The sequence below is a fragment of the Allocoleopsis sp. genome (assembly GCF_036703385.1).
GTDB lineage: Bacteria > Cyanobacteriota > Cyanobacteriia > Cyanobacteriales > Coleofasciculaceae > Allocoleopsis.
In genome coordinates, this window is sequence record NZ_DATNPA010000505.1 from 1 (window position 1) to 12,560 (window position 12,560).

Here is a 12,560-nt window from a genome sequence, read left to right on the forward strand (position 1 = left end):
TGGGGGTTTTAGGGGGAAAATTCCACAGGAGATCGATTAAATCAGTGCCATTGCTCCCAAGACAAATTTCAGTGTACGAACGTTTGGATAAATAGCGCTTTAGGGACGCTCTTTGGGGCGTCCCTTTGTTATAGAACAACGGCTAGAAGACTAGATGCAGTTAAAGTCAAAGATTTAGTTGTGTTACTTCGGATTGAATTAACTCAAAAGGCTCACAAGAATGCTCAGTCTATTGTTGTAGTAACATAACCTCTGAGGTGGATGGTGTAGATAGAGCATTACGGGCGATAGAACCCAAGGGAAAGCCTACTAGAAAGGCAATAACCACAGCCGCGCCGAGAATAGCAGCGCTGAGAAATTCGTTTTTCACATCAAAATTCTCCTGATGTTTGTCCTTCTATAAGACAAGCAAAAGGGAGGAATCACGACTTCCTCCTATCTACTTATTTTTGCATCAAGGTTTTATTAAATGTCCCTCAAACTTGCGATAATGAGCGATTCGTCTTGCTCGCTCTAAGGAAGGATACACAATCATAGTGGCTAAGGGAAAACTCGTCCCTAAAATCGCTGTTACAACTAACTGATTGACAAATCCCAGCTTGAAGCCAAGTCCCAAACTAATCCCTAAAGCTGTAGATAACAGAGAAACCCCGATCGCCAAGGTTTTACTAAATCCTCGCTGCAAGCAACTTTGGGCAACCCCTTCACCCTCAAACGCCGCCATAAACACCACGGCATCCACAGCTGCAAAGGCTGCATGAAGCGAAGCAACCCCCCAGGTACTCGCCCTATCCACCTCTCGAAATTCGGCACCGAACCCCGCAACAAACATAGCCGCTACCCCAGCAAAGAACACCGCAGCTAGGGTATCCATTGCTTTTAACGGAACACCCAATCGGGTTCGGATTTTAGCCACCAACTTAGAAATCACTTCAGAAGTCACAGCCGCCGCCAATCCTAGCATCGCCACAAAGGCTGACACAAAGATAGCGATCGCCATACCGAGTGACCCATTTTTGCTAACAATTCCCTCCCAAGCCGTTGCTTCAAACCAAGTGGCAGCAGCAGCAAACAGGACGAGTAGACTTAGAGAAAAATAAGGCAGCTTTTTCGCAGCAATGGGTACAGGCGCTGTTTTAACTTTAATCTTTAAAACCTGTGTTTCTGGTTGAGAATTCGTGTGAATTACTACCTCGCGCTCAAAGGTTTTATTCGCCATAAGCTTCCGGGTATCAACCGTGATGTGGCACAACGCTTGATTACTAACAAAATGAGCTTGATCGAACCGAATCCACTCATGAGTGTGGGGAGTGTGGGGGGGGTCGCTCAGATGGGAGGCCACTTCTAAACGGCTTTCCAGAACGGTCTCTGGGACTGAGTTCGTAATGGTGAGCGTCTGAGTCAATTTTTCACCCAGTTTGGTTGCAGTAAACTCCAGGTAAGATTGATTGAACTTAACTTCAGGTACGCGGATAACATAGATAGGCTGAAGGGCTTCCAATGCCGTCGCTGCATCAGGAAAGCGGTTTTTGGGTTTCAGCTCAACCATCTTTTGGAGCCACTCAATCCAACGCAGACTGAGATTAGGAACCAGATGCTTGAAATTAATCCGGTAGTCATCATCAATTAAGTGGCTGATAGCTGTGGATGGAGTGCCTGTCAGTAAACAAATTAATGTTGCTCCTAACCCATAGAGGTCTGAAGCTTCACTCAGTTGTCGATTAAATAATTGCTCTGGAGCCATAAACCCAATGGTTCCCTTGGCAACGCTGCTCATCGCTACTTCTGTATCGCCAATCCGAGCCAAGCCAAAATCCACCAAAAAAACATTGATTTTGTCATCAACCAAGATATTTTCCGGTTTAATATCTCGGTGACTAATTGGGGGAATTCGATGTTGTAGATAAATCAGGATATTGAGTAAAGAAACCGCAATTTGCTTAATTTCATCAGGGTCAAAGCTGCGTGGCACAGCGAGAGAAGGAGCATTTTTGTATTCTTGCACCAGGCAAAAGCCAGTGGGTGTTTGAAAAGAACCCAGGCAATGAGGGATACCCGGATGATTCAGTCCCTGTAACACTTGGATTTCACGCTCGATCGCATCATAGTCTGACCAGTTGGTATCCCCTTTGGCAAACTGAAACTGCTTAATCACAACGGGTTGCCTCTCCATCTCTGGCTTGGCGAATGATTCCCGTTGGGTAGGGGAAGAAGATTCCGAGGGACTTTTATGCCGGAGGGATACCGTAGATAAGGGGATGGCGAGGTAGGTCACTCTCCCACCATTACGATTGTGTCCTAATTCTCTAACGACCCTGAAACCGTGGTTGGACAAATCTGGAAAATTGCTCATGAGTCTGAGGAGGAAGGCAAATCTTCGTGCGAACCGGACTATCTTTCAGGAAATTCTATTCCTTCTCTGGGAAGTCTGGCTTCCGGAGAACAGAAAACGGGCGTAACCTTGCTGACTGCGTATGATATCGCAGAGCAACGATCGCTCTTATCCACGATATCGTTTTCCTCCAGCAGATAGAGCGATCGCAGACTAAGAGTTAATCGGCTATCCGAAAGCCGTTTGCAAAGCTACAGATACCAGAGCTATTGGGCCGCCACTGCACGAGTCTATACCCTTAAAGCTCGCTAGCTAAACATCTCATACCATTTTGGATGCAAAGATTGGCTCTCCCGACTCCTTGGGGCAAAATGTATATTTGGTGACAAACACTTATCTGTTGGGTTAGGGCGCGAATCAAAACTCATGTGTTTATCGTCAAAAATATCACCGTGCCTAACCCACCCTACGTTAACATAAGGTTTTATTATCACCATAAATACGGGAGAGCCCTAACTTTTATTCATTTAATGGCTGAGTAAGTTCAATCAGCAAATCAAATCGAAAATCATTAACCAATTCTTCTAAAGCGAGTTTAAGAGCAGCATGAGACTCTGGTATTTGATCGATAAGCGCAAAAACCTCCTCTTCATTGCAGTTTTCAGCCTCCTTATGTAGCTGAGCTAGCCATTCTAGAGGCATTGCTAAAAGATCTGTGGTTGTGAGTTTTTCAGGACTGAGTCTGGACTGGGGTAAAGAGGGTTGGACTAAATCTTCATAAACATAGCGCACCCCAAGGTGTTGAGCAATTTTCTCCAAAAGCACGGACTCTCGGAAAGGTTTACGCATAAAGTCATTGCAGCCTGCTGACATGATAACGGAGCGTGCTTCATCAAAAGCACTGGCGGTGATAGCAATAATTACAGTAGCCTGACCTTTGATATGTGCTTTGATGCGTTGGGTCGCCTCATAACCATCCATCACTGGCATCCGCATATCCATTAAAATCAAATGGGGTTCCCAACTCTCCCAAATAGAAACTCCTTCTAAACCATTTTTGGCCTCAAGTACTTCAAATCCGAGGGGTTCTAATAGCTTAATGAGCAGGTGGCGATTCTCCCATCTATCTTCAACAATCAAGATGCGATAAGAGGGTTGGTTCGGTGCTAACCCAATCACTCGCTCTTTGGGCGGCTGGTTTTCAATGTTATCAGCTTCAGCAAGCTCCACCTGGATATTAAAGCCGATTGTTGTTCCCTGACCTAAGGTACTTTTAACGGTAAAATTTCCTCCCATTAACTCTACAAATTTGTGACTAATAGCTAAACCCAAACCTGTTCCTTCCTGAGATATCCGACCCGTTTCAGTTTGAACAAAGGCATCAAATAAACTATCGAGTTCATCGGGGGCAATTCCAGGACCTGTGTCTTCTACTTCAAACCGAAGACTTGAAAATGGTAGGTTGGTAGGTTGCTGATTAGCAGTTTGATTTGAGCTTTCAATCTTCCCTTCATCTAGACATTCAACTTTTAAATTTTCTAGATTCAAGTCTCTAATCACTCGCAACTTAACCCTGCCTTCTTGAGTAAATTTGATAGCGTTTCCCAGAAGATTGATCAACACTTGTCGCAATTTACTCTCATCTGTTTCTATATATTGGGGGACATCTGAAGCCAGGTCAAAGATTAGCTCTAAACCCTTGGAACTCGCCTTCAGTTGCAACATCCTTTCGAGATTCTCAACCAGGTGATACAAGTCAAAGCGATTAGGAGTGAGTACCATTCTCCCCGCCTCAATCTTGGACATTTCTAGAACATCATTGATTAAGGACAGTAAATGTTCACCACTGCGCGTGACTATTCCTATTTGTTCATGCTGCTCGAAAGTTAGATTTGAATTGCGGCTAAGCAACTGAGTAAAACCGAGAATGGCGTTGAGGGGGGTGCGCAGCTCGTGAGTCATATTAGCTAAGAATTGACTTTTGGCGCGATTTGCCGATTCAGCATAAAGTTTAGCTGTTTCTAGCACTATATTTTGCGCTTTAAGTTCCTCAGCAATCTTACGCTCAGTGATATCCCGTCCTACAGCCTGCAATTCAATAAGATTTCCTTGCTGGTCAAAAATTGCTCGGTCAGTCCACTGCTGCCAGCGGATTTCTTTTTGCACGAGAACCCGGTGTTCATTCGTAGCAACTGGGTTAGCGGGGGTAAGTTTAAATAGGGAATTGATGAGAGCATCGCCTCGTTCTCGATCTTCGTCAGGAATCAGTGAGATAAAACACTCTCCTATCAATTCCTCCCGATTTTTCCCGAAATAACGGCTGTAAGCTTCGTTGACAAAGGTTAGGGTACCGTCTGGTAGATAACGACAGATTAGTTCAGTCTGATCTTCGACAATGGCTCGATACAGTGCCTCGCTTTTTTTCAGAGCCTGCTCGGCTAAGAGGCGCTCCCTAATTTCTTGTTGCAGACTCTGGTTTGCTGCTTCTAGCTGTGCGGGACTGGGCAGTGCTAAAGCCTTGGGGAGTAACGGGACTAATGTCCCAGCTGTATATAAGGAGACACCAGCGGTAAGCGCTTTGAGAAAACCAGAGACCCAATACGTTGGATGCCAAAGTGTCCAGATTTCCATGACATGAGTCGTACCACAAGCGACGATGAAAGCCCCAAACAATAGAAAAATCCACTGGAAAGGTACATCTCTTCTCTTTTCAACGAAATAAATTAGCATTAACGGAATTGAATAATAGGCCAGCGCTATTAAAGCATCGGCGGCAATGTGTAATCCCACTAGCCCCGGCTTCCATAGATAACAATGTCCGTGGGGAATAAAAATTGCTGCTAATCCCATTTACGTTTGCTAAGCTAAACAAATTCTTTCTGAAGAAATCTAGACAATTTTCGCTTCAGCTTTTCTTATTATAATTATTATCTATAGTTATCTTAATTAATCGGTTGTTATCCTTGAGCCATTAATCCCAGCCATAAAGGCAAGGCAATTACTCTCAAACCTCGGTGCTGTGAACCCAGACACCGAGGCTTAGGATGGACAAGTGCTATGAACAATAGTTTATGGAGCGATGGAGTACAACGGCTTACTAGGTTTGGCTGCCAAGAAACTCGACAAAGTTTTGCACAAAAGAATGCCTAACTTTCCGCCGTTCGGCTTCTTGGAGCAACTGTGCGGGTAGTGTATTAATCGCCTGTGTGGATGGGGTGTCAACTAACAGGGGGGCTTGTTCAACGAAACCAACGGCGTTTAACCGAAAAGCAATCTGCTGCACTTGTTGGATGGGAAGTTTTAGCTGCCTTGCGATCGCCTTTAGAGAAACTGTCCCGTTGGTATACTCCCAAACCTGCTACTCTAGCGCATTGAACTGATTGTGTGGGGGACGAGAGATAGTACTAACTAACCCTCGGTTCGGATCGGGCAATTGATCGGCTAAAGCCTCCCAGTTTTTCAGTGAGCGCAACCCCATCAATGTTGCGTCAGTCGCCGATATGCTCAAACCTGTCATTTCTATTGTCGGTATTTGTGCATTAGAGTTGAATTCATACTGAGCATCTTTGAGTTGAAATAAGGTACGTATCACCTGCAAAACTTGAACCTGAAAGAGCCATTTCAGTTGTTTAGCTTGTAAGACTTTTTTCTGTGATAGCTAGTACTCAAACTAGTGAGGCAATACTAATGGTTTGAGTGATTTCTCTCACCTTCACACCACACAGGAAACTGTCTAATGAACAAAAAGAAATGGCTAATTAACGCTTTACTGGGATTGGTGTCCCTAAGCCTCACCGCGATCGCATACTCAGCCTGGAGCATTTATAGCTACGGCAGCCACTCAACCAAAATTCAGGCGGATGCGGCGATTGTTTTGGGTGCAGCGGCTTGGGGAAACCAACCCTCTCCCGTGTTTAGAGAACGGCTCAACCATGCGATCGCGCTCTATAAAGCTGCAACGGTGAAAGCCCTGTCCCCAGTTAAGGCAGGGCTAATCCAAAATCGTAAATCTAAAATCCAAAATCGATTGACCTACGCTTTGACCGGCGTTCGATAATTACTCTCCTCTTGAACTTCTATCGGCGCTACAGGTTCTTGATTGGTAATCAGACGTGCCCCTTGTTTGCGAGTGAAGTAATTCCACCCCCACTGAATCATCACCAAAATCTTATTGTCAAACTCAATTAAGAAAAAGATGTGAACGAAAGTCCAGATCAACCAAGCCAGGAAGCCGGAAAACTTGATGAAACCAAAATCTACGACTGCCGCATGGCGTCCAATCACCGCTAAGCTGCCGTAGTCCTTATAGTGGAAGGCTGGCAGAGTCTCTCCCTTAAACCGCTTTTTGATCAGATTAGCCACATACTGCCCTTCTTGCATCGCTACGGGTGCGACTCCTGGCAGGGGTTTGCCGTCTTCGTATTGGTGCGGGAAATTGGCTAAGTCCCCAATTACAAAAATATTCGGATAGTCCAGTATCGTCAGGTCGGGTTGCACAATCACTCGTCCTGCGCGATCGCATTGTGTACCCGTCGCTTTGGAGAGTATCTCCCCCATCTTAGAGGCTTTCATACCCGCCGCCCAAAGAATCGTCTGTGATGGAATTTGCTCAATTTGGTCACCCCGACGGATAGTGACGAGATTGTCATCAATATTAGTCACTAAAGTGTTGGTCTGCACCGTAACCCCCAAATCCTCCAGGGAGGCTTGGGCTTTTGCCGACAAATCGGGTGGGTAAGGCGGCAACACTCGGTCTATCCCTTCTAAAAGCAATATTTGAGCTTCCGAGGTATCGATACTGCGGAAGTCGTCCTTTAAGGTATTGTGAGCGAGTTCGGCTAAAGCCCCGGCTAATTCAACACCGGTGGGGCCACCTCCCACAATCACAAAGGTTAACCAGGCACGGCGCTTTTCGGGATCCGTTTCTTTTTCTGCAGCTTCAAACGCTAGAAAGACGCGACGACGAATATCGAGGGCGTTTTCCACCGTTTTCAATCCAGGGGCTTTCTCTGCCCATTGTTCATTACCGAAGTAGTGGTGGCTAACACCAGTAGCAACAATTAATGTGTCGTAGCTTAGTTCTTGATCATTGAGCGTAATTTTTTGCTGTTTGGCGTCTACATCCGTCACTTCCCCCATCAGCACTTGTGTATTTTTATGGCGACTGAGAACCGCCCGTAAGGGGGATGAAATATCACCCGCCGATAGGCCACCAGTCGCCACTTGGTAAAGCAGGGGCTGAAACAAATGGAAGTTTCGTTTATCAATCAATGTGACCTTGACCGGGGCTTTTCTCAGGGATTGTGCGGCATAAAGCCCACCGAATCCACCTCCAACAATAACAACATGGTGAGGAGGCTGGTTGTTGGCTGCATTTAACATAAAATTTCTTTCCTGGAGTTAATTTCGTCGATGATTACTTCACACCTAATTGAGTCAAGAAGGCTGAATTCTAAAGGATAAAGGATGAAATAGGGGATGAGCGCTACATGATGAACCCCGACTCCGTAGCTCTAGTGGCGAGACGAAAAAACAGTTTTTTCAATATCTATGCCTCATCCCTCTCTAGGAGGATACTTTCATACTTCATCTTTCATACTTCATAACTTGTTTTGACTGTCTCAACCTTCCTACAACTTCGACTTTACATAAGTTTATGTTAAAAACGAAGAAATGCAAGTGTCAAAGGCTACGAGTTAGTTTTTTAGTCTTGTTATTCTCTGGTTGTCCGAAATAATGGGGGTAACTGGCACAAGAAATTTATTGCTAGAGGCACTCAAAAAAGGGACATGGAGTCTTGCCTCATTGGCCCAATCTTCTCAAAAGCCACTCATAGCTGCTCCTCCTGTTATAAGGAGTCAGGAGTTAGGTGTCAAGGCTAATCGCTCACTATAGGTTGGCAGCAACCAATTAGTTCGATATAGTACTCTGATTTGGTGCAGCCTCTGCAATAAGCCATTGCCTAGCGTCACATCGATGCTCATTAACGGCATCAAGATAGCTGAGTGCAGGGTGAGTAGCAAAATTGACACTCTGGGAATCAAATGATTGACCAAACCTTTGCGCAACAGTTTGCCGCCGACTGGATAGACTCTTGGAATAGTCATGAACTTGGACGCATCTTGGCACATTATGAGGATGATTTCGAGATGTCATCCCCCTATATTCCACAGATTGCAGGCGAGCTGTCTGGTACACTTCGGGGTAAAACAGCTGTTGGCGCTTATTGGAGCAAGGCGCTTGAGCTGATTCCCAATCTACACTTTGAGCTAATCACGACCCTCGTAGGCGTTGACAGTATCACGCTCTATTACAAAGGCGCTCAAGGACGATTGGTTGCTGAAGTACTCCATTTGGGTTCAAATCAAAAAGTGACAAAAGCTTATTCTCACTATGGGGTGTAAATTGTTTTTTGTGATGCGATCGCTTCTCCTACACACAGCAATCATCCTGATCGAGTAGACCCTAAAAGAAATCGGATACGGCTCTAACTCTATCAATTGATAGATGATTTAAATTGAAATTCTAGCTTCTCAGGATTGGGAGCCAAGGTGTATATTAGAAGAACAAATATTCTACGGACGCCTCATGAAGCTATTCAGCCAAGGCTTCAGCTTACTACTTAGTAGCTTAACCTTGATAGGATTAAGTACTACCGCCAACGCACAAGCACAGCTTCAACCAATATCTGAAGAGATAGGCACTACCATAATTGCTCAAAGACAGATGCCAACTCTTCCTATCAACCAGCTCCCTGTTGAAGCCAAGGCTACTATCAATCTAATCAACAAAGGAGGCTCATTCCCTTACAGACAAGATGGCAGTATCTTCAGGAATCGTGAAAAAAGACTGCCTCCTGCACCTGTCGGATACTATCGAGAGTATACCGTTCCAACTCCAGGCTCTCCAGATCGGGGCGCACGACGGATTATTACGGGACAGGGGAATGAAATTTATTATACTGGCGACCACTATAGAAGCTTTGTAAGGGTGCAATAATAAAATGGATAAGCTGCTGGCAATACTGAAAGGTGAACTTAGCCCTGGACTATATAGACTTACCACGGAAGTAAACATTGATGAGCTATCCTCTTTGTGCAAAGAGTATAATTTTCAATTTTTTTACATTAATGGGAATGACATTACAAGCAAAGCGGAATTTTTCCAAGCTTCGGCTAAAACGCTGAATTTTCCAGACTATTTTGGTAATAATTGGGATGCGTTCTCTGACTTTATTAATGACCTGAGTTGGTTATCAGCGGACGGATATATTTTCTTGTATACTCAACCTGATAATTTTGCAAACAGCGACCCTTCAGAATGGTCAATTGCCCTCGATATCTTCCAGGAAGCTGTGGAATCTTGGAGGGAAACAGAGACTCCTCTGTACGTCTTGCTGAGAACTGATAGTTTGGTTATAGATACCCTGGACGTTCTTTAGTCTACTAGTGCAGCGCGGCAGAAATAACCCCTCAGTTAGGAATGGGTAATGGGTAATGGGTAATGGGGGTTTTTAGAACTGGTGGGAAACTTTCGCCACGCTGCACTAGTACATACGGGCGTAAGTTGACCTACCATTCTCCAATCAATACCTTGCTTTGATGGCTTCCCCAAATAGTAGGCGTATTTGCGCCCGCGTGTACTAGCTGCAACAAATAACCCAGTTTCAAAGCCTACTTGAAAATTTTGCACTGACCCTTACCATTGAGGACGCACCTCATCAATCACTCATGTAAGTATTAATCCTCATTATCCTCGACTTTTCTAAAAAATCGGGGATATGAACCACTGACATCACGCCTCATTGGCAGGCGTGGTGTAAAGGGTTCAGATACATTAAGATAACTAACGATTAGTGGAGCCGTCTCCCAGATAATGATAGGGATACCTGTCGAGAAATAAATCAGTGGCAAAGATTATTTACGGCGATCGCATCGGTAAACTAGGTAAAATTACTCTAGGTTGCTCCGCCGCCATCTTTGATTCAACAAGGCAGAAAGTCTTACTCACCCGTCGCACCGATAACGCACGATGGTGTTTTCCCGGTGGACGTATGGATGCAGGTGAAGATACTACAGAAACCTGTATTCGCGAAGTGTTAGAAGAAACAGGTTTGTACGTTCGCCTCGAACGCTTGATTGGGGTCTACAGCAATCCTAACTTTATCATTGAATATGCAGACGGAGAACGCTGCCACTCTGTTGCCTTGCACTTTGAAGCCACACCCATTGCTGGCACATTGAGTATTAGTGAAGAAACCACTGAATATGGCTATTATTCCCTCAATGAAATTGCCAGCATGGATGTGATGGAACACCATTTAGAGCGAATTCAAGATACTTTTACTTCTCAAATATCTGCCTTTATCCGATGAGTTCACTTAGCTGTTGCTGACAAGTAAAGCTTCACCGCGACGATAAAGTTCACGGGCATAATCCGTCCAAGCCCCTTGTCCCCAGTAGCGAAAACAACTAGTTTGCAGTAACAAGTTATACAACAAGGCTTGCTGATATTCAAACTGTTTGGTAATTGAAGCATCTTGCTGCACTAGGGAGTCATACTTTTGGTGAAATGCAGCGCTGAGTTGAGTCATTGGGCCTAAAACATTTTCATAGCCTTTGACCCAACTTAAACTATTCGTCCAAGAGGCACCATCCATGTGAAACTGGTGGTCAGTTTCTTTCAATTGTGCGATCGCCTTTTCTACGGCTTCTGGTGTTGCATTCTCTGGGTCAACTCGTTGCCAAATCTTGTGCTGATTAATCCCTTGGCAAGTGGGGTAATCCTCAGAATTAACACCTGCTGCCTCCAACAGTTCCAGATATTCTGTACCATTGATGGGGACAACACCTGTTCTCCCGCCCCCTTGCTCTCGGATTTCATAATAAATTCGGAAGAAATCGCGAGGATATTCATTCATCATCACGCCGCCGTTTTCCCCATCTGCAATTTGGGTTACCATAGAAGGAACGCTGAGATTACCTAATTGTTGTTTACCCCGTCCTTTAGCTTCAAAATAAGGCTGCATCTGAGCCACCAACTTTGTATCCGAACCTTGAGTTTTAATCAGTGCTGTGATGCTGATAGTTTCGCCCTGAGAATTGCGGGCAACTAAACGATTGGGAATATATTTCTGTTCGTGCCGTAAACCTGAACCATCCAGATTTTCGACGGAATGTTCCTGCACCATCAACCAGCGATAGCCACATTCTTTTAGGGCTTTGATGTATTCATATAGAGTATCCGGGTGATTAGGTAGGTGCATCTCTGGAGGCGAAAAACCTTTAACCCGCTTCAGGGCATCGTAACCAAAAATAGCAGCGAAGTAATGTTGCCATGCCTGAATGTGGAGTTTAATATCAGGAATTGGCGTCGAAGGCACAACAGCATGACTCCACATCGTTCCTAGCCATTCCACATAAGGCTGGTACTGAGAGTCGCAGGTAATCCGTTTGAGATTGTTGAGAATGTCTTCCCGTCCCATTTGACGCAATCCCCACAACAAATTGCCAGAGTAATCGAGCATAATTCGAGGATTGCAACCCTCCCAAACCAGTTGGGGAATAAATTCTCCCATGCGCTTATAGCACCAGGCAAAGGGTTCAGCATTGTGGTTATCCCCTTCATTGGGATGTTCAAACATGTACTGGAGATTGCTGATCAGTTCGCCATTGGCACCTGCCGGGATCGTGGGTTGGTGCATGTGGAGGGCGCAGGCAAATCCTGCCGTGATGTCTTCTAAACGAAGATTTGTCCTAGGCAAAAATACGGGTTCATTGTGGTTCACCACCGAACTAATTTCTGTCTCCCACCCGCAGATATTGGGTAAGCCTGACCTGAATTCCTCTAATGCAGGTAGGTTAGTAGATGGTACTGTTGCAGTCATAGGACGTTCCTCGATACTCATTGAGTGATGCCCTTGGGGCTTGCGCTGTGCGCGATCGCTTCTCGCGACGCCTGGGGGCTAATCGCCCTCAACTCTAGCCTAAGAAAGCGATCGCTCACTTCAGATGCAGGAATAAATTAATCATGCGTCAAGCTAGCCAAGAGATAGGTCAAGTTTTTCAGTAAACACTAACACTATGCTCATTAGGGAATTTAAAAATAGTGACACTAAAGAAATAATGCAGTTATTCTATGACACCATTCATCGAATTAATATTCGAGATTATTCTAGCGAGCAGGTCAATGCTTGGGCACCCAAGGATATGGACTATGAACAATGGAG

Annotated in this window: 11 protein-coding genes and 1 pseudogene; 5 read left to right on the forward strand and 7 right to left on the reverse strand. The window is 45.0% G+C overall.

The features are described 5' to 3' along the window. Positions 1 to 229 precede the first annotated feature (229 nt). The 5 genes and pseudogenes from V6C93_RS24660 to V6C93_RS24680 all read right to left on the reverse strand — a co-directional run. Positions 230 to 370: a hypothetical protein gene (locus V6C93_RS24660; protein ID WP_333479318.1), complete on the reverse strand. Its 141-nt coding sequence runs from the start codon at positions 368 to 370 to the stop codon at positions 230 to 232. A gap of 84 nt (positions 371 to 454) precedes the next feature. Further along, positions 455 to 2,353 carry a serine/threonine-protein kinase gene (locus V6C93_RS24665; RefSeq protein ID WP_333479319.1) on the reverse strand — a complete coding sequence of 633 codons (1,899 nt, stop codon included), beginning with the start codon at positions 2,351 to 2,353 and terminating at the stop codon, positions 455 to 457. Positions 2,354 to 2,851: 498 nt separating this feature from the next. Then, complete coding sequence (locus tag V6C93_RS24670; protein WP_333479320.1) at positions 2,852 to 5,182, reverse strand: ATP-binding protein; 2,331 nt, start codon at positions 5,180 to 5,182, stop codon at positions 2,852 to 2,854. A 247-nt stretch (positions 5,183 to 5,429) separates the two neighbouring features. Further along, positions 5,430 to 5,615, reverse strand: coding sequence for a hypothetical protein (locus tag V6C93_RS24675; RefSeq protein ID WP_333479321.1), 186 nt, complete (start codon positions 5,613 to 5,615; stop codon positions 5,430 to 5,432). A gap of 75 nt (positions 5,616 to 5,690) precedes the next feature. Beyond that, positions 5,691 to 5,978, reverse strand: a pseudogene (locus V6C93_RS24680) (DUF4388 domain-containing protein); the annotation flags it as partial. A 90-nt stretch (positions 5,979 to 6,068) separates the two neighbouring features. Between V6C93_RS24680 and V6C93_RS24685 the strand changes: the two are divergent. Then, complete coding sequence (locus V6C93_RS24685) at positions 6,069 to 6,389, forward strand: hypothetical protein (protein WP_333479322.1); 321 nt, start codon at positions 6,069 to 6,071, stop codon at positions 6,387 to 6,389. On the opposite strand, the gene V6C93_RS24690 is transcribed toward V6C93_RS24685, so the two are convergent. Continuing rightward, a complete protein-coding gene (locus V6C93_RS24690) occupies positions 6,365 to 7,714 on the reverse strand; it encodes an NAD(P)/FAD-dependent oxidoreductase (RefSeq protein ID WP_333479323.1) in 1,350 nt (449 codons plus the stop codon). The genes V6C93_RS24685 and V6C93_RS24690 overlap by 25 nt on opposite strands. A 662-nt stretch (positions 7,715 to 8,376) precedes the next feature. On the opposite strand from V6C93_RS24690, the gene V6C93_RS24695 reads away from it, so the two are divergent. From V6C93_RS24695 to V6C93_RS24710, 4 genes are all read left to right on the forward strand, one after another. Then, positions 8,377 to 8,736, forward strand: a complete 360-nt coding sequence (locus V6C93_RS24695) for a nuclear transport factor 2 family protein (protein WP_333479324.1) — start codon at positions 8,377 to 8,379, stop codon at positions 8,734 to 8,736. A gap of 184 nt (positions 8,737 to 8,920) precedes the next feature. Then, complete coding sequence (locus V6C93_RS24700; RefSeq protein WP_333479325.1) at positions 8,921 to 9,331, forward strand: ribonuclease domain-containing protein; 411 nt, start codon at positions 8,921 to 8,923, stop codon at positions 9,329 to 9,331. A 4-nt stretch (positions 9,332 to 9,335) separates the two neighbouring features. After that, positions 9,336 to 9,773, forward strand: a complete 438-nt coding sequence (locus tag V6C93_RS24705; RefSeq protein ID WP_333479326.1) for a barstar family protein — start codon at positions 9,336 to 9,338, stop codon at positions 9,771 to 9,773. A 465-nt stretch (positions 9,774 to 10,238) separates the two neighbouring features. Further along, a complete protein-coding gene (locus tag V6C93_RS24710) occupies positions 10,239 to 10,706 on the forward strand; it encodes an NUDIX domain-containing protein (protein WP_333479327.1) in 468 nt (155 codons plus the stop codon). Positions 10,707 to 10,712: 6 nt separating this feature from the next. Here V6C93_RS24710 and V6C93_RS24715 read toward each other — a convergent pair whose 3' ends face one another. Then, positions 10,713 to 12,218 carry a glycosyl hydrolase family 57 gene (locus tag V6C93_RS24715; protein WP_333479328.1) on the reverse strand — a complete coding sequence of 502 codons (1,506 nt, stop codon included), beginning with the start codon at positions 12,216 to 12,218 and terminating at the stop codon, positions 10,713 to 10,715. Between the last annotated feature and the right edge of the window lie 342 nt (positions 12,219 to 12,560).

Bases quoted from the DNA above. Each gene is read 5' to 3' on its own strand.
- V6C93_RS24690 (WP_333479323.1), bottom strand. From the start codon at position 7,714: ATGTTAAATGCAGCCAACAACCAGCCTCCTCACCATGTTGTTATTGTT.
- V6C93_RS24695 (WP_333479324.1), top strand. From the start codon at position 8,377: ATGATTGACCAAACCTTTGCGCAACAGTTTGCCGCCGACTGGATAGAC.
- V6C93_RS24670 (WP_333479320.1), bottom strand. From the start codon at position 5,182: ATGGGATTAGCAGCAATTTTTATTCCCCACGGACATTGTTATCTATGG.
- V6C93_RS24705 (WP_333479326.1), top strand. From the start codon at position 9,336: ATGGATAAGCTGCTGGCAATACTGAAAGGTGAACTTAGCCCTGGACTA.
- V6C93_RS24665 (WP_333479319.1), bottom strand. From the start codon at position 2,353: ATGAGCAATTTTCCAGATTTGTCCAACCACGGTTTCAGGGTCGTTAGA.
- V6C93_RS24700 (WP_333479325.1), top strand. From the start codon at position 8,921: ATGAAGCTATTCAGCCAAGGCTTCAGCTTACTACTTAGTAGCTTAACC.
- V6C93_RS24715 (WP_333479328.1), bottom strand. From the start codon at position 12,218: ATGACTGCAACAGTACCATCTACTAACCTACCTGCATTAGAGGAATTC.
- V6C93_RS24685 (WP_333479322.1), top strand. From the start codon at position 6,069: ATGAACAAAAAGAAATGGCTAATTAACGCTTTACTGGGATTGGTGTCC.